The sequence below is a fragment of the Simiduia sp. genome (assembly GCF_058345725.1).
Genome location: NZ_JBTUOC010000014.1, coordinates 53,285 through 72,728, shown reverse-complemented (window position 1 = coordinate 72,728; position 19,444 = coordinate 53,285). Strand labels below are relative to the sequence as shown.

Genomic DNA, 19,444 nt, shown 5'->3' with positions numbered 1-19,444 from the left:
ACAACAAAATGCACCAACACTGACTCTAGCGAGTGACTGCCGCAGCCCATAGCGCCAGTTGCACGGGCACCATGAGTCCAGATGCGAAAATCACACGGCGCGAACTAAAGACGCTGCCCTTGCCCAGCTATACAGATACGCCCGCCGCCCGCAACGCATCTGCCAGTGGTGCCAGTTCATGTTCGTAGTGGCGCCACTTGGCCACAGAGGAGCGATACACTTGCTGGCGAACCTGTGCGGCGCTGGCGGTGGTACTGGCCGATTGCTGGCGATGGTACTGCAGGCACTCTGGTTCAAACGTCAACCCCATGGCGGTTAACACACGGGTTAACGTGGTTTCGGCATCAGCCACCAAGTCTTCATAGGCCACGTCGATAATTCGCCCAGGCAAACACTGTCGCCAATGGGCCATCAATCGCTGGTAGCCAGCGTAGTATTGCGCCAATTCATCGAACTGATAGGAAAATGGGTAGGCGTTGTGAAATAAACGCTTGAACATGGCGTAGCAGCTGTCCATGGGATTGCGATAAATATGAATAATGGTGGCCCTTGGCAAACTTTTGGCAATCAATCCCACGTATAAAAAATTGAGCGGCAGCTTATCTATGAAATGGGGCGAGCGCCCAGTCAGAGGCCGGGTAGAATTGAGGTAGGCCTTGCCCAGCGCGTCAAAGTCCAATAGCTTGCTTTGCGCCACTAAATCTGCGCGCCCTGCTGTGGTGCCATGCGCCTTAACCTGCTGAACCATTTGCAGTGCAAAATTGTCCAGCTCACCGGCGGAATCGATGGCGCTGTGGCTGGCCAGCATCCGCTCTAATAAAGTTGATCCCACCCTTGGCATGCCCAGAATAAATACCGGTTCGGGCGAAGGGTGGCCAGCGGAACTGTCGGCAAGAAACGCAGCATCGTGCTGCCTTTGCAACGCCGCCATAACCAGCAAGTCCTGCTTGACTGAATACTGCATACGGGCGCGGCGCAGGCGCGCGCCAACGGCCAGCACTGCAAACGCTTCTTGATAACGCGACAAATCCTCTAGCTCTTTCGCCAGGGCGAAATGTAAGCGGGTAAGCGCGACCGGGTCGCTTGTGCGCTGGATTTGCGCTTGCAATTGAGCCACGTGATTGCGCTCAGCTGTTTGGGTGCGCAAATCCGCGCGCAGCGCCAGCGCTTCTGAGTCGGCGGGCGTTAGCGCTAAACAACGATTTACCGCTTGCTCCGCTTCATCCATGCGCCCCAAAAAGCGCAGCACCATGGCGCGATTAAAATGTAACGCCGCTTCGTCGGGCGCAAGACTCAAGGCACTATCGTAACAATGCAATGCCTGCACATGTCTATGCATACGCCCCAGATAAAAGGCTAACTTATCCCACGCCTCGGCCGTCATACCCGTGGTACAGGCGCGCTGATAAAGCGCCTGCGCCATATCGCAGGCCGCCGACATGGCTTGCTGTTTCAGCAGGTCTTCCAACTGCCCCAGGTCGCGTCCGTCGGGAGGCGTTTGCGGCGCCGAATTAGCGTTGACCGCTGTGGGGGTTCGCGTAGGTTTTTGCATAATTGCCCTCAATCCAATACCGCCAGACTACCGATATCTCACGGCAAGTTAAAGCACCGCTTGCGACCACAAAAAAAAGGCGCAACACCCCTGCTAGCGAGCGCTCTGCAGGGGTGTTGCGCCTTACGGGAAAGCCTTGACGTCAATCGACCAATTAAAAATGATAATTAAACGCGGCACCTAATGTACGCGGTAAGGTAATGTAGTTTTTTGCACCGTTACCATAGTAATTTTCACTGGGAGCACTGCCCATATAGCCCTCAGTCAGCGCGCCAGTAACACCTTTTTCATTACCGATATTCTTTACATAGGCGCTAACATCCCAATTATCGCCCGCCAGTGTGCCCACATAGTTCCAAAGGCTGAACCCATCAAACTCTACATCCAGCGATGAACCTTCAGAAATGGTATTCAGGGTATCGCTTTGGTAGTAGGCGTTTAAGCGGTTGATCAACTGCAGACCGCTCTCCAACTGAATACTATGCTCCAATGACGCCGATAGTGAATGCTCTGGCGAACCGGGCAAACGACGGCCGGATTCGGCGACGGTAGTGCCAAACTGCGGCGATACCAAATCTTCTGTAAGCTCGGCATTTACATAAGCGTAGCCACCGTTAATGCGCAGACTGTCGGTCAGCTGGCCCGTAAATTCCAACTCCACACCCTGGCTACGTGCTTCTTCGCCGTTGTAAACCACAAAATAGCCGTAGTAAGCGGTTGAACCATTGACCTGAATGTCTTTCCAGTCCACGCGGAACAACGAGGCCGTGTACTGCCAGGCATCGGTACTGCCCTTGATACCCACTTCATAGTTGATCACGCTATCGGGAGCGTAATTTTCAAATACTTCGCCGTTGGGCTCACCAAAGTTGCCGTCGACCGGCACGGCATTGGAGCCACCGCGACGGTAGCCTTCGCTGACAGTGGCGTATGCCATGGTGGTTTCACTCACATCCCACGCAAGATTTGCCTTAAACAAAGTACCGGAATCATCAAAACTAAAGCTCGATTCGCGGCCGTTATCGATGTCGTACATGGGCAACGCAATGAAGGTGTCGTTATCGAAGCGGTTGTTAAAATAGCGCGCTCCCAGCGTCATATGCAGTGTATCGCTCAGGTGCCAGGTCAGCTCGCCAAATGCCGCGGTGTCTTTATAGGTTTCGCGCCGATCGTAGGCCCAATCTTGATCGGTTCCAGTGGTGTACTGATCGCCCCACAAGGCAATGGTGTAGTCGGTATAATCTGGCAGGAAAGAGTTCTGAACCGACTGCATCTCCTGATCCATGTAGTAGAGTCCCGCCACATAGTCGATAGCGCCGTCACCCTGGGATACCAGTCGTAGTTCCTGTACCAACGCTTTATCTTCGTAGCTGCGCTGCGCTGAGGCCATCGGGCGTGGCATGTCGTAGTAGTAGCCTGAAATCCAACCCAACTGCGCATAGAAACCGGTATTTTCGCTGACGCTTTCGCCCGAGTGATCGTACAGTGACGTAGAGGAAACCACTGAGGCAAAGCCCACATCGAGCTCCATTTCCAAACTGGCGAGACTGACATCGCGCTCAGAGGGCTCTAACTGTACCGAGCCATTTTCGTAGTCCCGATAGGCAGTGCCATAACCGTCAGTGCCCGGCGTTTCCTGACGTCGGCCACCAATTTCGTCGGATTGCGTTTGGAAAGACAAGAGTGCATCAAAATTTTCGCTGGGTTCAAACTTCAGTGCTGCGCGCACAAAATTTATGTCGACGGTATCGGCATCTTTTTTCTGCGTATAAACGGGATCTCCCGCGAGAATATCGCCGCCCTCGGCCACCGGCGCACCGTTGGCATCCAGCTGGTAGATGTTTTTGTAGTCGGTAATACCGGCAGCGTCTACTTTGCTGGCATAGACGCGCGCGGCCAAGGTTTCGCCGAGCGGCAAGTTCAGCATGGCGTCCACAGTCCAGTTAAATCCATCGGAACCTTCGGTCTGCGAGTAGCTACCACTGACCTTTGCGGTCATCGACTGAGTGTCTGGTTCGGTCATGATGTAGCGCACGGTGCCACCCAGAGCCCCCGAGCCGTACAGGGTGCCCTGCGGGCCGCGCAACACTTCAACTCGTTCAATATCTTTCAACAAAAAGTTGGCGTATAGCGGCGTGTCATTCACGTAGGTGGATACAGTGGGCACAGTCGACAAGGCCACATCGCCGGTGGCGCCAGACTCCACGTTGATGCCGCGAATCATAATGCCATTGGTCACACCTGAATTGCGAAATCCGCGATCTACCAAGCCAATGCCGGCAAAATTTCGGATCATTTCTGCGGCATCAATAACTTGAGACGCGGCCAGTTTATCGCCCGACAAGGAGGAAATATTGTAGGGAATGTCCTGCACCGTCTGCTCGCGCATACCGGCGGTAACGATAATTTCTTCCAGCACAACAGCGGCATCTTGTGCGTAACTCACCGGGGCACTCAATGCCGCGGTAGCCACTGCCAGCGCTAGGACGTTTTTGTTCAGTGTTTGGGTAGTCATGTAGCCCGCTCCTCGATGTTATATTTTTACTGAGGTTACTATGACGGCAGCTATCTAGCGGCCATAGTACCAGTTGTTCGTTCGCATTGAGTCCAGTTACCCGGCGCGCTAATCGCGCTCGGGCAACACCAGCTCACCCAATTGTTGCAAGGTGGGCGATGCGCTGGCGCCCTGGCTGTAGGGTGGAAAAACCGCGTCGCAGTCGCGCCAGCTTTTTAATACCTGACCCAAGCCGTGCCAGCCGCGTTCGCGACAGCGCCGTACATGCGTCAGATCCAATTCAACGGCAATGATTTCGCGGACTTCGCCGGCTTGGTGAACGATTTCACCGCCTGGCCCGCACACCACGGAGCGCCCATTGCCCAGGCGGCCAGCCACATTAATATCCACAAAGTACACTTGATTGGATAATGCATTGGCGCGCGCCAGTGAAATTTCTACCTCTCGGTCTATGGTATTGGTCATAGTGGGGTGCAGGATAACTTCGGCGCCCATCCAGGCCAGCGTGCGCGACACTTCCGGAAACCACATGTCGTAGCAAATACTGACACCAAAGCGCCCCACACCTGGCACATCAAATACACAGCATTCGGCGCCAGGGGTCACGCCCTTTTCATAGGGCGCGAAGGGAAATATCTTGCGGTAGCTGGCCACCTGCTGGCCCTGTGGATCGAATACTGGAGTGGTGTTGTAGACTTGGCGCCCCTCGGCCACAAACAAACTGCCGGGCACTAACCATATGTTGTTGCTGCGAGCACATTCGGCCAACTGTTCAAATACGCTATGGTCGGCACTGACAGCCTGGTCGGTGGACGGCCCAAACAGCGCCAATTCCCCCACCACAACCATGTGCAACCATGGAAAACGTTTTTTAGCCAGTGTCACTTCCTGCACCAGCTCATCGAGATTATTTTGGTTGTTTAGCGCAAGCTGCAAACCGGCAACGGCAAAACGGCTCATTGGCAAATTCCCTGATTAAAACCCACGTGAGCAATAACACCTATTGCCCCTAGCTGTGATCAGAGTAAGGGCTTGCGGGCACAGCCCCTAGTGCCAGTTTTTCGTCGCCTATGGTTCCAGTTGCCCACGCGGGAAATCAACGGCTTGTTGGTGGCGCATAATGGCGCTGTCGATAAAGCGATGCTCGTGGTCGTACCAGCGCACCTGGTCTTGTTCCACCACTGTATAGAAGCTCATCACTTCGCCATAAGACCAACTGTGCCACTGGCGATAAAAACGGTCGTCGGCCACCCACCAGCGGCCTTCGTCTTGCTCCTCATTGGCAAAGCCCGCATGCCCCACCATGCGACCGTCGGGTAGCAGATCGATGGTCAAAGGCTGGCCGTACACGGTTTTAGTAAGTAGACGTGCGCCGGTGAGCGCTCGCGTCAATTGCGCATTGTTCAACCACAGCGGATTGGCCTCGTCCAGTGCATCGCGCACCTCGCCAGACAACTCGCGGATCAACGCCGCCAACTTGGCAATACCTGGTCGGATCTTTTCCACGGATAGGGAACTCACCCCCAACCGAAAGCAACCAGGGTGGCTGTTTGTAGCGCCGTAAAAATGCGCCACCGGTTCGATCAACAAACCGCGTTTCTCCGCCTGCCGACACAATTCTTCCACCTGCAATCCCGCCGGCCCCTGCACCCAACAACAGGTGCCGCCCTCTGACTCCATGGTGTACACCGCGCGCGGCAAATAGTGGTTCAACGCATTGCGCAGGGCAATCCAGCGGTCTTTAAAAATTTGATGCAATCGGCGCATAGTGGCATCGAAGTGGCCCAATGATAAAAAAAACGCCGCCGTGCGCTGATTATTGGCTGCGGGAAAGCGCGACATATAACGCCGCTCGTGGCGCAACGCCTCTATCAACTCCGCCGGCGCAATCATGAAGCCAAGGCGCAGGCCCGCCGAGATCACCTTCGATAGACTGCCGATGTATATCACCCTGCCCTCGTCGTCCTGGCTCTTAAGAGCGGGATGCGGATTGCCCAAAAAATTGGTTTCGCTGTCAAAATCGTCTTCGATAATTATCTGATCAAATTGTTTGGCCTGCGCCAGAAGTTGCTGTCTGCGCGCCGAACTCAACGTTACCGTAGTAGGCACCTGATGACTGGGTGTGACGTAAATAAACTGGCACTGGCCCTCGTTGTGATCGACATCCAGTCCGTGGGTATCCACCGGCCAGTACTGAACCTCGCTGCCGGCGCGCAGCACCAGCTCGCGAAAGTCCGGGTAGCCGGGTTCCTCTACCGCCACGCGGGTCATGTGGTTAAACAGTAAATTGGCCAGTAAATACAGCGCCTGCTGGGCGCCGTTGGTAATTAAAATCTCGTCGGGCCGCGCCGAGATACCTCTGCGCGGCAAGATTTTTGTACGAATTTGCTCAATCAATTGTGCATCGTCGGCGTCGCCGCGCGCGCGCGACCAATCGTTAATTTCGCGCACACCCAAGCTCAGTCGGCTGGCCTCGCGCCACTCGGCCACGGGAAACAGCGATTGATCAAACTCGCCTTCGAGAAAGGGGTAGGGATAGTCCTGCCACTGGGGCGGTACCGGAAAGCCGCTGTCGCGCTGGCCGCAATCGCCGAGTCGCTGTCGCCACAGGCGATTGACAGTGGGTTTGGCGTCGCCGTCGGCCACCCGCGGCCCACCGCACAACACCGCTTGGCTCACGTAGATGCCCGAGCGCTCGCGGCTGACCAGATAACCTTCGTCGATTAGCTGTTGATAGGCCAGCACCGCGGTGTTGCGCGATATGCCCAGACTATCGGCCAGTCGGCGCGAGGACGGCAGTCGCTGGCCAGCCGGAATGAGGCCTTGCGATACGAGTGTCACTATCTGCTGACGCAATTGGGCCTGCAGGTTAAGCTCTGAGTGTTCGCTCAGCTTGATCAAATTCTCAAGCATGGTCTTACCCGAAAAGGTCTGTGGTACTTTTGTACCAGCCCTGCGAGCACAGCACAAGGGCGAATTACCTGTGCCCCGCTACTTGGGCGCCACACGCACGCAAAAAAACCCGCACTGAAGTGCGGGCGCAAGTCAGCCACCATTACGGGCATAGGGATTGAATTTTGTTCAGCTCCTTGGCGGTATCCACAAAGCTGTACTCGTTGTTGTCGCTGAACATGTAGTAAGTGATGTTATTCGGCAGCATCACCACTGCAAGGCCGCCATAGCCCGACATATAGGGTACCCAGACATCGCCGCTGCAATTCATCGCCTCTTTGGCATTCCAGGCCCAGAACCCGTTTTGGTAGCGATCGTAGACACTGCCAGCACTCAGGCCGTGATTGCTGGTGCGCTGTAGTGCCTCGTCTAACAAGCCTGCATCCAACATGGGCTGACCATTAATCTGGCCATCGGCCTGCGCCAAAAATTCAGCCAGCTTAATCACGTCGTCGCGATGGTAGGTGAGCCCGTAGCCGGTGAGCGCCTGTGCTTGGCTGTCGAAAGTGCGCAAACTGGTGTAGGTGACCGGGCTGAGACCCAGTGGCTGCCAGATTTCCGGCACCAGCATATCGGTGTAAAAATCGGCGCCCGCACCCGCCTGCGCTTGGTAGTACACATTCATCGCGCGCCCCAACAAATAAGTGTCTGAGGTGTGGTACACCCAGAGGCTACCCGGCGTACTTTTGCGCGTATAGGCGCAGCTGTGGGCCACTTTATCGGCGTGGGTGTAGGTGAGGAAAAAGTCATTGGCGGTGGTGGTTGAACCCTCGTCCACCTCAAAGCCTGCGGAGGTGTAATTGCCGGTGGCCATATCCAAGGCGTGCTCAAGGGTAACGCCCTGCCACTGGCTACCAGAACATTCGCTCACCCAACCCGCCAGTGGCAAATCTTTTTGCGAGCCCGCGTACTTTTGCTCTAAACGCATTAGCCCCAACGCCCCCACCGTGGACTTGGCCGTGGAATAAGACGGCAGGTCTAATACATCGCAATGCGGATAAGTGCCCTGACGCGTATCGCAGCCGCCAGCGTAGTGCACGCCGGCAACGGCCACACCGAATACCGTGCGATGGTCTGCCGCCTGTTCGGAGCCGATGGTCGCCACGCTGATACCCGCCGACGGATAGTCCGTGGCCAGCGCACTGATTGGCTTAACGGGCATACGTTGATGCACTTCCGTTTCGTAATTCGCCTGCAGTTGCGCGGCGCCGACGACCGCCTTGGGCGTGTAGCTGGCCGACAGCAGACCCCACATATCGTATTTAAAATACGCACAGGTCTCACCGGCAATCTGATAGGCCACCTTGGTCACGCTGCCGTCGCCTTTAAAGGCAAAACTCAACACGCCGTTGTGGGTACAATTAGCGCCATTTTCCTGCAGCGCAAAAGGCAGCGAAGCACGGCTGTAGCCGTTATCGCCATCTTCCTGCCACACGCGACCGGGCTCCAAAATGTAGCTCCAGCTCGGGTGACTGGTGGCAATCAGGCCGCGCTGCTTGGGTATTAAATGCGTGCCGTGCTGCACAAAATCAAAACTGAATTCCGGCAGATGCCCCGGGTCCGTGTAGGCATAGGCGAGGCTTGTGCCGCGCTCCACAAAGCTACCGTTGGTGGCCTCGCCACTGAGCGTTAATGTACCTTCAAAGGTGTGCTGCGGGTTGGCGGCGTTTGCGGGCAAGGCGTAGGCACTGTAATCCTGCAGGTTCACACTGCTGCCATTCAACGTGCTATAGCTCAGCGCCGTGCGGCCCACATTGCCGCTACCGGTAAGCGGATCGTAGACGCCCTGAGCAGCTGTACCGTTGCCTAGTAATTGCACACTGGCGCTGGGTTGTTGCGGATCATCGGAGTTGATAGTGAGCGCATCGCTCGCATTGCCGTTGACTGCGGGCGCAAAGGCCACTGTCATTTGGCACTGCCCCTGTGGCACCAGGGTGGCGTAGGCACAAGTATCTGCCGATACAGCAAAAGGATTGGCCGGCGCATCCACCGCGCCTATGTGCAAATTGGCATTCCCTAAATTACTGACGGTGAGACTTTGTTGGGCGCTGGAGCCCACACTCACGTCGCCAAAATTGAGTGCGCCCGATACCTGTAAGTCGGGCGCCACACTCATCACGTTGCCCGACACCACAATGTTGTCGGCCCAGCAGTAGTCGCCGGTACTGTTGCCGCTGGCGCGCAGGCGCAGTTGTAGGTTGGCGTTGTTATCTGCACCCACAGGTGACAAATTACCGCTGTAGAGCGTCACGCCATTGTCTTGGCCATCGTAAACAGTGATAACTCGCTGCCAATTCTGACCGTCTGTGGAAACCTCTCCCACGCAGGTTTCACCGTACTCCAAACTTGACGCTGCAAACTGCATGGCCACCGCCACATTGTCGAAGCCGACGGTACTAAGCGACTGATCCGCTGTGCGCTGGCGCGTGAGACGCAGGGAATAATTATTGGCATAGAGCGTCACATAGGCCGTGCCATAGCCACTGAAAGCCCAACCATTGGCGTTGCCATCTTGAAAATCTTCGTTGAATAAGGTGTCGGCTAGCACAACCGATGAGAAACAGGCGGCCAATAAAGTGCGGCACATAGTAAGAACAGGCGAGCGCATGGGAAGTCCTCTGTTGTCAATTTTGTTAGCGTGAGGTCGTGCGATACAGTGCACTACCTTACGCGGGCGAGGGACGGGACTTTAGCGCCAGATAAAGGTTGCCAATGGTGCCACTTTGCCTGGGCGCTATCGCTGGCCATAAAAAAGCCCGCACCGGGCGGGCTTGAAACGTATATTTACCCTAGCGTTTAGCGGCTAGGGAGCAGGCTTTTAATCCCATTCGTAGCCGAAGCTCACGCCGATGGTGCGCGGTCGACTCGGGCCAAAGAAATGCGCGGGGACAATACCGCCATTATTGTTAATGCCGTCATAGGTGTTTTGATTGGTGAGATTTTCCACATAGCCAATGACCGACCACTTATCATCCGAGCGATACCCCATGCGCAGATTCCACTCGTTGTAGGCATCAATTTGCGTCTCGTCGAGATCCTCCCACCCTCGCCCGCGCTCTGATTCAAAATTAACACCCAGATTGCCCACCAGCTGGCCGGCGCCCATGGGGTAATTCATATTCAGCACGACACTACCCGACCAATCGGGCGACCAAAACAGATTGGAGCCCTCGCAGAAGCTGTCTGTCGGGTTGGCCTCTGGATCGGTATCGTCCGACGCCGGGCACACGCCCGCCATTTTAGACGCCTCTGTGTTGAGGTAGCCAATACCGGCATAGATATTCCAGTTCTCATTGATCGCCGCAGTCACTGTGGCCTCGACGCCGCTGCCATCCACCTCACCGGCATTGCGCACCTTGGCTGGCACTTCGCTGTTAATAACCTGCAGGTCTTTGTAGCTGTACAGGAAGCCCGTGAGCGTAATATTGGCCTTGCCGTCAAAGAGTGTGTCCTTGTAGCCTAACTCCCAGGAATCGACGGTTTCCGGGTCGAAAATATTCAGGGGATAATCGCCCTGCGCTATGCCATCACCGGGGCTGAAATCATCGTCGGTATCGATACTAAAAGTACCAAATCCGCCCGGTTTATAGCCTTGTGTAAAGCTGGCAAATACCATCGCCGTATCGGTAGGCCGCCAGCGGGTAATAAACCGCCAAGTGGTATCAGTCCAGGTTTCCGATTGCTTAATATCGCCCTCGGTATAAAAACCGTAGGCCCAATAGGCGCCCAAGTAGCTTTCGGGTTCCGGCACATTTTGGGTGAAAGTTTTCTTATCGCTGGAGTAGCGGGCACCGAGGCTGAAGTCCCACGCTTCGTTAATGGCGTAACTTAAATCCACATAAGTAGCCCAGCCCTCGTAGTCACCAATCGCGCGGTTGGTTTCATCGAGATAACCATTGTCGCTGGCATAAAAATCCGTGTAGTAATCGGCGCAGCTATTAATTGTTGAACCTGGGTTGTAGTAGTAATAATAGTATTTGCACATTTCATCTTCCGAGGATCGGAAACGAAACATGGCATCCACTTTTTCCTGATAGTAAGACACGCCGGCATACCAGCTCAGCGCCTCGGTGCCGAGCGACGTTAAGCGCAACTCCTGCTGAAAATAATCGCCCGTTTGCTCCTGGCGGTAATTGTTCAGATTGGCTGGCGTACCATCGTAATCTTCGGAGTAGTAGTAATCGTGATCTTTATAGCCGGTGTTAGATGTTAATTCGGCAAAACCCAGATCGTAAGTCAACTTTAATTGCAGCGCCAAGATATCCGCGTCGTCCTGCTCGCCATCGGCTAAATCCACATCGGCATCGCGTTTGTCGCCGCCGACTTGAATGGGACCGTTGGCGGCGTTAATTGCCTCCCAGGTTTCGCCGGTAGTGACGGCGCGGTACACCGAACCCGATTGCTTGCGCGTTTCATATTCGGCAACAAAATCCATGCCCAGCTTGTCACCCTGGTATGCCGTCGACCACCGAATGGCCGACTTTTCATGGCCGATGAGATCGTCGCCGCCGGCGATATTGTCCACGTAGCCGTCTTCCTGCGAGCGATAGCCCGCCAGGCGCATGGCCCATTGATCGTTAATCGGAAGATTGACAGCACCTTCGACCACCGCGTGCCCACGCTGGCCCAAATCCACATCAATATAACCCGAATTGCCGCCGTTTATATCGGCCTTGGCGGTATGCACGCTGATAGCGCCGCCAATGGATGAGCGGCCAAACAGGAAGCCTTGAGGCCCGCGCAACACTTCTGAGCGCTCCATGTCGTAAAGACTGGTTACCGCCGCGCCATTGCGCCCTTCGTAGAAGTCATTCTTGAAAAAAGCCGCAGAGGGATCGCCGCCCACACCGAAATCTTGGGTGCGAATACCCCGCACGCTTACGGCGTCGAGAAATGAGTCCTTCGAGTTGCCGGTAATACCGGGTGTGATATTGATCAGATCTTTTACGTCATCCAGATTATTGTCTTTGGTAAAGTCACCCGTAAATGCGGAGATAGCCAGTGGTACATCCTGCACGTTTTCCGCGCGTTTAGTGGCCGTAACTGTCACCTCTTCCAGCCAGTCTTGCGCCTGCGCGGCGGCCGACATGCCCGAAGCCAATAACGCCGCCGTAATACTGGCAGCTAAACGCTTGCGCCTAAGCGCGTGATTCGATGGACTATGCATGGGTTCCTCTCTTGTCATTGTGATCCCCTGAACTTAACGATATTGCGTGTTAAACCTCGACGTTTTCATTGCGTAAAGTTTGCAGCATGGGCTGCAATTGTTGTTGGTATTTTTTCCAGCGCCCGATCGAACGGGTGTGCGCCGGCTCGCGCACCTGGGCGGCACTGGCGGTGGCCACGGTGGCGCTACTCTGGTGGAAGGATAGGCAAGTATCCTCCCAGGGCAGCTCCAGATAGTCGATTAACGCGCGGGCGTTGGGCTCCAGTTCCCGCGCAGTTGCCTCATAGCTGATATCAAAAAAGCGACCGGGAAATTGTTTGCGGTAGCGGGCCATTAATCGCAGATAGCGGGCGTGGTGGCGGGCCATTTCGGCCTGATCGTAAGAGTGTAGATAGGCGTCGGCAAACAATTGCTTAAAACTGGCAAAGCAGGCATCCATGGGATCGCGCACCAAATGCACGATCTTAGCGTTTGGTAGTGCCTTCAAAATAAACGGAATGAGCAGGTAATTGACGGGCAATTTATCGACAAAGCGCGGTGTGGTACCACGCATGCGCTGTGTGGACGCCAAATACTGTTCGCCCACAGCCGCAGGGTTGAGCGACCGGGCGGACTCAAACAGCGCCTTGGAGAAACGGCGCGGGTCCTGGTGCTGGGTTAGTCGGCGCAGCGCCAAACCAAACTGCTGCAATTCGCCGGCGGAGGTCACCTGTGAGTGGCTGGTGATAATACGCTCTATTAGCGTAGTGCCAGTGCGCGGCTGCCCCAAGACGAAAATCGGCGCCGCTGATTGCGCGCCCGGTGCGCCATCACTTAGCCAGGCCGCATCGCACAGCTCGGGCAGTGCTTCGAACATATCGGCCTCGGCGGCCTCGTCGTAGGCCACAGTGCTGTGTCGAGCAGCTGCACCATTAACAAACGCACAAATTGCCTCGTCCCAGTGCGCGAGATCCTCACTTTCTTTGCCAATGGCATACCATAAAAACGCCTGTGCGCGGGCCGTGATATTGGGCTTTTCAAGTAGCTCGCGCATCTGCTCGATATGCTGTGTATCGGTGGCCTTGCGCGCCCCCGCTAGTGACCAATGAGCCTGTGCCTGCAGGGGTACCCTTGCCAAGACCGACTCATACAAGGCCTGTGCCTCGGAAAATTTGCCGTGGTAAACGCGGTTATTGGCGAGATTAAGTTGGTAGGGGATTGCATCCGGGGCGCCCTGCACAGCGCGTTCAAAACACGCGCGCGCCAAACCGTGATCCCCCATGCGGGTATAGACCATCCCCATCAAGTCCAGCACCAGCGGATCTGAGCTTTGTGCGGCCTCTGCCTGTTTCAGCGCCGCATCGGCTCGGTTTACCTGGCCCTCTTCCATATAAAGTTTTGCCAGGTGGGCCCAGGCAGCCGCATGCTTGGGTTGCAATACCGTCACAGACCCAAAGGCCTGCAAGGCCACCGATCGGTCGCGCATTTCCAGCGCCACCAGGCCCACCAAAAAATGGGCCTGATGCAGGCGCGGATGCTGTGCCAGTAGCTGTTGACACAACTTGGCTGCCGCTGGCGCCTGACCTGCGTTGAGCAAGGCAAAGCCCTGCTTGAGTTGTTGATCGACTGAACGGGTTGCCGTTGCTTGATCCATCTGAGCCTGCGTTTTGTCTGTTTGTGTGTCGTTATGATTATGGCGCTGGCCGGCGCCGATTGGCGCAGCGCCGAGCATTGCTGAACAGATTTTATTCAAATTGCGCCAATCCGAATAATTGTTCAATACCCTATTGGGGTCAAGTGATTCTGTGCTGGCGTTACGCCGCTGCCTTGGTTACATTCCGTCTTTTGCGTTTCGCCAGACCCTGACTCAGACCGGATGCCTTATGCCCCATAACAATAGCAAACCCCGCCTGTTTACGGCGTTAATTACCTGTATTTGCGCACTCATATTTTGCCTGCCACTGCAGGCTGCCGAAGCCGACACCGACGCGGGCTGGACCCTGCCAAAGGTCGTCCTGACCGGTGTCCCCTTTAGCATTAGTATCGACAACGCCGACGAACTGCAAGCGCGCACCTTGTTTGTTACGGTGAACGGCAAAGCGCACACCGGTAGCTTGGCAGAGGGGACCCTGACATTCACAGACCTGGTCAGCGAGCAAAATCCGGTACAACTGGCGTTGAGCAGCAATGGCCACACCTTGGCCACCGCCGAGGTGACCGCACTGCCCGGCTGGTTTTCCTTGATCCCCGCACTCATGGCGGTAACCATGGCGCTGCTCCTGCGCAATGTCATGGTGGCGCTGTTTGTCAGCCTGATCACCGGCATTTGGATGGTGTACGGCATGACCGCCAGCGGCCTGGGCCACGCAATTCTAGACGCCTGCCAAGTGTATGTGATCAACGCACTCACCGAGCGCGAGCACATGGAGGTGATTGTGTTCTGCTTCTTGATAGGCGGCATGGTGGGCATCATTTCCCGCAATGGTGGCACCATGGGCATCGCGGAACGCATTACTCGCGTGGTTAGGAACCGCTCACAAACCCAATTGTCTACCAGCTTTTTAGGGCTCGCTATTTTCTTCGACGACTATGCCAACAGCCTAATTGTGGGCAACACCATGAAGAAAATTTCCGACACCATGCGCATCTCGCGCGAGAAGCTCGCCTACTTAGTGGATTGTACCGCTGCACCTGTGTCGGCGATTTTGTTTGTTACCACTTGGATTGGCTTTCAGGTGGGCGTCATCAACGATGGCTTAGGCACCATTAGCGGCTTCGAGGAATCCGCCTACTCGGTCTTCCTTAATTCTCTCATGTACAGTTTTTATCCGGTGCTGGCCATAGTGTTTGTGCTTTTTATCGCCGGCACTGGCAAAGACTTTGGCCCCATGCTGCGCGCCGAACAGCGCGCCTTTCACACCGGCCGGGTGCTAAGCCCCGGCATGGCCCACGACAGTGGCCCGGCGCCCGAGGAAAAAGACCTGGAGCCGAAGCCGGGCGTGCCCTACCGCGCCTTCAACGCAGTCATTCCCATGTGCGTACTGATAGGTGTCACCATGGTGTCCATCTACCTGACGGGCCTGGCCAGCCCCGACCGCGCCGACGACTCGCTGCGGGAGATTATCGGCAATGCCAACTCCTTTGCCTCGATGATGTACGGCTCAGTGGCCGGCTGTATTGTGTCATTTGCGATGACCTTGGCTCAGCGCTTGCTCAGCGTGCACGAAATCACCGATGCCTGGTTCGGGGGCGCAAAGGCGGTGATGCTGGTGATTTTCGTCTTGACCCTGGCCTGGTCGCTGTCCGCCGTAAACACAGAATTGCACACCTCAGACTTCCTGATCTCGGCGCTGGGCGACACCCTGAACCCGAATTTAATGCCGTTGGTGATTTTTGTGCTGGCGGCCTTCATGGCCTTTGCCACCGGTTCCAGCTGGGGCGTCATGGGTATTATGATGCCCATGGTGGTGCCGCTGGCCTGGGCGGTGTTGGTTCACAACGACATGACCGGCACAGAGCATCTACACCTGTTTTACTCTTCGGTATCCGGTGTTTTAGCAGGTGCAATCTGGGGCGATCACTGCTCGCCCCTCGCCGAGTCCACCCTGTTATCCGCCATGGCCTCGGGCTGCGATCTCATCGACCACGTGCGTAGCCAGATGCTTTACTGCTTGGTGGTGGGCGCCGTCGGCATGCTGATTGGCACCCTGCCTGCGGGCCTCGGTCTGCCCTGGTGGCTGTGTATGCTTGTAGGCGCCGTATTGCTGTGGCTGATTGTGCAGTACTTTGGACGCCGCGCAGAAGACACCCCACTCACCTCGGAGGCCAGCGCGCCCCATGGAGCCACCGAAAACGCCTGATTTGCTAGGTCCAAGCGCGCCTGAGTGCTATTGGACCGACACAGCACCGGCACCCGTATTGGCGCCGGTTGCACTCCAAACCACCTATGACTTGGTAGTCATAGGTGCCGGATTTACCGGCCTCAATGCCGCACTCACCGCCGCCGAAGCGGGCATGCAAGTACTAGTTTTAGATGCCCACTACCCTGGCTGGGGAGCCAGCGGCCGCAATGGAGGCTTTTGCTGTTTAGGCGGCGATGGGCTCGGTATTTCGACAATTGCCCGCAAGTTCGGCGAACAAGAAGCCAAGTGTTACGCTCGCGGTCAACTTGCAGCCATCGACCTGGTAGCCGCGCTATGCACTGACCACGCTATCGATGCCGATCGCAGCGGCGCGGGCGAGTGGATTCTGGCGCACCACCACCGCGGTCGCGATCAACTGCTGCACACGCAGCGCGAACTCGCCTATTTTTATGGCCGGCAAGCTCAGCTGAGACCCACCGCCCAGCTCGACAGTGCCGGCAACCGCAACCCCTACGGTTTACAGGCGCTGTGGAACCCAGCGGGCTTTGGCCTGCACCCGCTCAAATACCTGTTCGGCTTAGTAGATGCGGCCCAGCGACTCGGCGCCCAATTTCACATGCCCGCGCCAGTGACCCAGCTAAAATCCAACTCCAGCGGCTGGCAAGTGAGCGGAGCCGATTTCAGCCTGCGTGCGCGCCGGGTGCTCGTGGCCACAAATGGCTACACCCAAGACAGCCTAGTGCGCCCGCTCAAGGGTCGGTTACTGCCGGCGCAGTCCAATATTCTGGTCACCCAACCGCTACCTGTCAGCACGCTGGCGGCCATGGGCTGGCAGCACCAAACACCCGCCTACGACACCCGACATCTACTCTACTACTTCCGTCTGCTGCCCGACGGGCGTCTGCTCTTTGGGGGTCGCGGCGGAATTTCCGAGTCTGCGACGAGTTTTGCGGCGAGACGGGCGCAGCACACGGCAGACTTCTTGCGCCTGTTCCCCGCGGCCCACGGCCTTGGCATAGACTATTTCTGGAGGGGCCGAGTAGCCCTAAGCGCGCGGCAGACACCGCATGTGGCCAAATTGGCAAACGGCTTGTACTGTGCGCTCGCATACCATGGCAATGGCATTGCAATGGGCAGCTGGAGCGGTCAACAAGCCATCAAATTGATGCTCAAAGCCAATCACGAGCTGCCGGAATTTATGCAACAGCCGCCCCGGCGATTTCCGCTGGCATCGCTCAGGCCCTTCTATTTGGCCGCCGCCTATGGCCTTTATCGCTGGCTGGATTGAGCAGCTAGCGCGACGGCCGAGAGACACGACGCAACCGGCGATACACCGCTAGCCAACCAATGATGCACAGGTAACAGGTAGTAAATACGCAATGGCACAACAGGTAACTCGATGGCTTCTCTATATCGCGCTGGCTACCGGCTTAATCGCCTGTGCCTGTGCGATGGCCTTCCTGCTATTGTGCGGGCTTACCCCGTCGGTCACCGTGTTTAATCACAGCCAGTGGACCATCGACCAGATCAGTATTACGCTGCCGTCCAACCACCTTTCACTAGATGCTATTCCTCCCAGCCGCGAGGCGCGGGTGTTTTATGATGCCGACCAGGCCGATGGAGTCTATCGCATCAGCTTACAGCGCCATGGTGAGCCAGTGACTGTCGAATGCGGTAATGTCACACACGGTGAGTGGGGCAAGCGCCTGCAAATTCATGTGGACGACCACAGCATCGAATGCCGGGAGCAGTTACACTACTGAGCGCTTAGCCAGCGCGCGGGCGCTGCCGTAACCGCCCCTCATGAGTAATTCTCGGTGACCACTTTGCAAGGCATCATTTTTGATTTGGACAATACCCTGGTCGATTCCCGGCTCGATTTTAATGCCATGCGTGCCGAATTAGGGCTAGCCGATGGAACACCACTGCTGGAGTATTTGGCCGGGCTCACCGACGAACCGCTGCGCCAGTACAGTCAGGCCGTTATCGAGCGACACGAGCTCGAAGGCGCTCGCGCAGCCACCTGGATAGAGGGTGCCGAAGCCGCCCTGAAATCGCTTAAGCACGCGGGCATTCCTATGGCCATTGTCACGCGCAATATGCGCGAGGCCACCGATTTGATGGTGCAAAAACTGAACATCCCCATCGAACATATCATCACCCGCGAAGACTGCACCGAGTTCAAACCCCACCCTGAGGGATTGTTGCGGGTAGCTGAGCAATGGCAACTGCCGCCCGCAAAACTGGCCTATTTAGGCGATTTTAAATTTGACCTGATGGCGGCGCGGCGCGCGGGTATGCAGGCCTGGCTATGGCGCAATGCCCACAACGAAGCATTTGAAGTAATGGCCGACGCGGTATTTAACCAGTTCGATCAGGTGGCCCAGCGCTTACTCGCCAGTCGCCACCGTTAGCGTATTGCACGGACAGGGCGCAAGACTCACTGTCTCGCACCAATTTACATCATCTTAATGCCCTTAAAGCACGGGTTGGCCGCGATAAATGCGCTGCGCCTTGGGCTTGCAAGGCACATCGTCTAGCGGCCCTGATGGCACCCTCTCTGTGTGCGACACCTGACCACGATATACCCGCGCCACCTGTGCTGGATTTTCTACTTCGACGGGCCCCGTCAGGCGAGCTTGCCAACCGCCGCCCGCTCGCTCAAATAGCCCTTGAATCAAGGTTTTTAATACCACATCGGACGACGCGCCGTATTGAACCTGTAAACAGCTCAGCAAATACGGATTCGCCAATTTAATGTCCGGCTTAATATGGCTTGGGACCCGTCGACGAATTTCGCGGACCAGCTCAATCATGGCTCGATCAAAGACAACACTCATGGCAACGCCTCACCTCTAAAAGTAGATGATAGTGCAATGTCTGTTCCAAGAATTGAGCTGGCGCTAAAGCTGAACAACTTCTTTTATGGCATTCAACTGTTTCAAGTATTGAACCGTGCGCCAGGACATACTTGCGACGTCCCACCGAGCGAAGTTCCTACATCCTGTGACACTCCCTGCCGGCGTCCTGCCTTGCGATGTTCCTACATCTTTGGCACTCCCTTCCGGCGTCCTGCCTTGCGATGTTCCTACATCTTTAGCACTCCCTTCCGGCGTCCTGCCTTACGATGTTCCTACATCCTTTGGCACTCCCTTCCGGCATCCTGCCTTACGATGCTCCTACATCTTTGGCACCCCTTCCGGCGTCCTGCCTTACGATGTTCCTACATCCTTTGGCACTCCTTTTCGGCGTCCTGCCTTACGGGATGTGCCTACATCCTTTGGCACTCCCTTCCGGCGTCCTGCCTTGCGGGATGTACCTACATCCTTTGGCACTCCCTTTCGGCGTCCTGCCTTACGGGATGTACCTACATCCTGTAGGCAAAAAAAACCGGCGCTTGTTAGGGCGCCGGCGTG

Annotated in this window: 12 protein-coding genes; 4 read left to right on the top strand and 8 right to left on the bottom strand. The window is 56.2% G+C overall.

Annotated elements, in window-relative coordinates; genetic code table 11:
- Positions 1 to 127: 127 nt before the first annotated feature.
- The 7 genes from ACW8F6_RS03770 to ACW8F6_RS03740 all read right to left on the bottom strand — a co-directional run bounded on the left by ACW8F6_RS03770 (position 128) and on the right by ACW8F6_RS03740 (position 13,819).
- Positions 128 to 1,552, bottom strand: a complete 1,425-nt coding sequence (locus ACW8F6_RS03770; protein WP_491574507.1) for a sulfotransferase family protein — start codon at positions 1,550 to 1,552, stop codon at positions 128 to 130.
- A gap of 154 nt (positions 1,553 to 1,706) precedes the next feature.
- On the bottom strand, positions 1,707 to 4,067 hold the full coding sequence (locus ACW8F6_RS03765) for a TonB-dependent receptor (protein ID WP_491574506.1): 2,361 nt from the start codon (positions 4,065 to 4,067) through the stop codon (positions 1,707 to 1,709).
- A 108-nt stretch (positions 4,068 to 4,175) separates the two neighbouring features.
- A complete protein-coding gene (locus ACW8F6_RS03760) occupies positions 4,176 to 5,027 on the bottom strand; it encodes a carbon-nitrogen hydrolase family protein (protein WP_491574505.1) in 852 nt (283 codons plus the stop codon).
- 108 nt (positions 5,028 to 5,135) lie between these two features.
- A complete protein-coding gene (pdxR, locus tag ACW8F6_RS03755; RefSeq protein ID WP_491574504.1) occupies positions 5,136 to 6,980 on the bottom strand; it encodes a MocR-like pyridoxine biosynthesis transcription factor PdxR in 1,845 nt (614 codons plus the stop codon).
- A gap of 142 nt (positions 6,981 to 7,122) precedes the next feature.
- Positions 7,123 to 9,627: a choice-of-anchor D domain-containing protein gene (locus tag ACW8F6_RS03750; RefSeq protein ID WP_491574503.1), complete on the bottom strand. Its 2,505-nt coding sequence runs from the start codon at positions 9,625 to 9,627 to the stop codon at positions 7,123 to 7,125.
- A gap of 210 nt (positions 9,628 to 9,837) precedes the next feature.
- Entirely contained in the window at positions 9,838 to 12,186 is a 2,349-nt protein-coding gene (locus ACW8F6_RS03745) for a TonB-dependent receptor (RefSeq protein WP_491574502.1), read from the bottom strand.
- Between the two features lie 49 nt (positions 12,187 to 12,235).
- Positions 12,236 to 13,819, bottom strand: coding sequence for a tetratricopeptide repeat-containing sulfotransferase family protein (locus ACW8F6_RS03740; protein ID WP_491574501.1), 1,584 nt, complete (start codon positions 13,817 to 13,819; stop codon positions 12,236 to 12,238).
- A 229-nt stretch (positions 13,820 to 14,048) separates the two neighbouring features.
- Here ACW8F6_RS03740 and ACW8F6_RS03735 point away from each other — a divergent pair, with 229 nt between their 5' ends.
- The 4 genes from ACW8F6_RS03735 to ACW8F6_RS03720 all read left to right on the top strand — a co-directional run bounded on the left by ACW8F6_RS03735 (position 14,049) and on the right by ACW8F6_RS03720 (position 18,442).
- Positions 14,049 to 16,025, top strand: a complete 1,977-nt coding sequence (locus tag ACW8F6_RS03735; protein WP_491574500.1) for a Na+/H+ antiporter NhaC family protein — start codon at positions 14,049 to 14,051, stop codon at positions 16,023 to 16,025.
- The gene (locus ACW8F6_RS03730; RefSeq protein ID WP_491574499.1) at positions 16,003 to 17,316 is read left to right on the top strand and encodes an NAD(P)/FAD-dependent oxidoreductase; all 1,314 of its coding nucleotides are present in this window, start codon (positions 16,003 to 16,005) and stop codon (positions 17,314 to 17,316) included. The genes ACW8F6_RS03735 and ACW8F6_RS03730 overlap by 23 nt, the downstream gene beginning before the upstream one ends.
- Before the next feature lie 91 nt (positions 17,317 to 17,407).
- Positions 17,408 to 17,791, top strand: a complete 384-nt coding sequence (locus ACW8F6_RS03725) for a hypothetical protein (RefSeq protein ID WP_491574498.1) — start codon at positions 17,408 to 17,410, stop codon at positions 17,789 to 17,791.
- Positions 17,792 to 17,845: 54 nt separating this feature from the next.
- Positions 17,846 to 18,442, top strand: coding sequence for an HAD family hydrolase (locus ACW8F6_RS03720; protein WP_491574497.1), 597 nt, complete (start codon positions 17,846 to 17,848; stop codon positions 18,440 to 18,442).
- 63 nt (positions 18,443 to 18,505) lie between these two features.
- On the opposite strand, the gene ACW8F6_RS03715 is transcribed toward ACW8F6_RS03720, so the two are convergent.
- Entirely contained in the window at positions 18,506 to 18,868 is a 363-nt protein-coding gene (locus ACW8F6_RS03715) for a hypothetical protein (protein WP_491574496.1), read from the bottom strand.
- Positions 18,869 to 19,444: the final 576 nt, after the last annotated feature.

What these genes read in the sequence shown, in the direction of transcription:
- ACW8F6_RS03740 (WP_491574501.1), bottom strand. Translation starts at nt 13,819, where the DNA reads ATGGATCAAGCAACGGCAACCCGTTCAGTCGATCAACAACTCAAGCAG.
- ACW8F6_RS03715 (WP_491574496.1), bottom strand. Translation starts at nt 18,868, where the DNA reads ATGAGTGTTGTCTTTGATCGAGCCATGATTGAGCTGGTCCGCGAAATT.
- ACW8F6_RS03750 (WP_491574503.1), bottom strand. Translation starts at nt 9,627, where the DNA reads ATGCGCTCGCCTGTTCTTACTATGTGCCGCACTTTATTGGCCGCCTGT.
- pdxR (WP_491574504.1), bottom strand. Translation starts at nt 6,980, where the DNA reads ATGCTTGAGAATTTGATCAAGCTGAGCGAACACTCAGAGCTTAACCTG.
- ACW8F6_RS03765 (WP_491574506.1), bottom strand. Translation starts at nt 4,067, where the DNA reads ATGACTACCCAAACACTGAACAAAAACGTCCTAGCGCTGGCAGTGGCT.
- ACW8F6_RS03735 (WP_491574500.1), top strand. Translation starts at nt 14,049, where the DNA reads ATGCCCCATAACAATAGCAAACCCCGCCTGTTTACGGCGTTAATTACC.
- ACW8F6_RS03730 (WP_491574499.1), top strand. Translation starts at nt 16,003, where the DNA reads ATGGAGCCACCGAAAACGCCTGATTTGCTAGGTCCAAGCGCGCCTGAG.
- ACW8F6_RS03770 (WP_491574507.1), bottom strand. Translation starts at nt 1,552, where the DNA reads ATGCAAAAACCTACGCGAACCCCCACAGCGGTCAACGCTAATTCGGCG.
- ACW8F6_RS03725 (WP_491574498.1), top strand. Translation starts at nt 17,408, where the DNA reads ATGGCACAACAGGTAACTCGATGGCTTCTCTATATCGCGCTGGCTACC.
- ACW8F6_RS03760 (WP_491574505.1), bottom strand. Translation starts at nt 5,027, where the DNA reads ATGAGCCGTTTTGCCGTTGCCGGTTTGCAGCTTGCGCTAAACAACCAA.
- ACW8F6_RS03745 (WP_491574502.1), bottom strand. Translation starts at nt 12,186, where the DNA reads ATGCATAGTCCATCGAATCACGCGCTTAGGCGCAAGCGTTTAGCTGCC.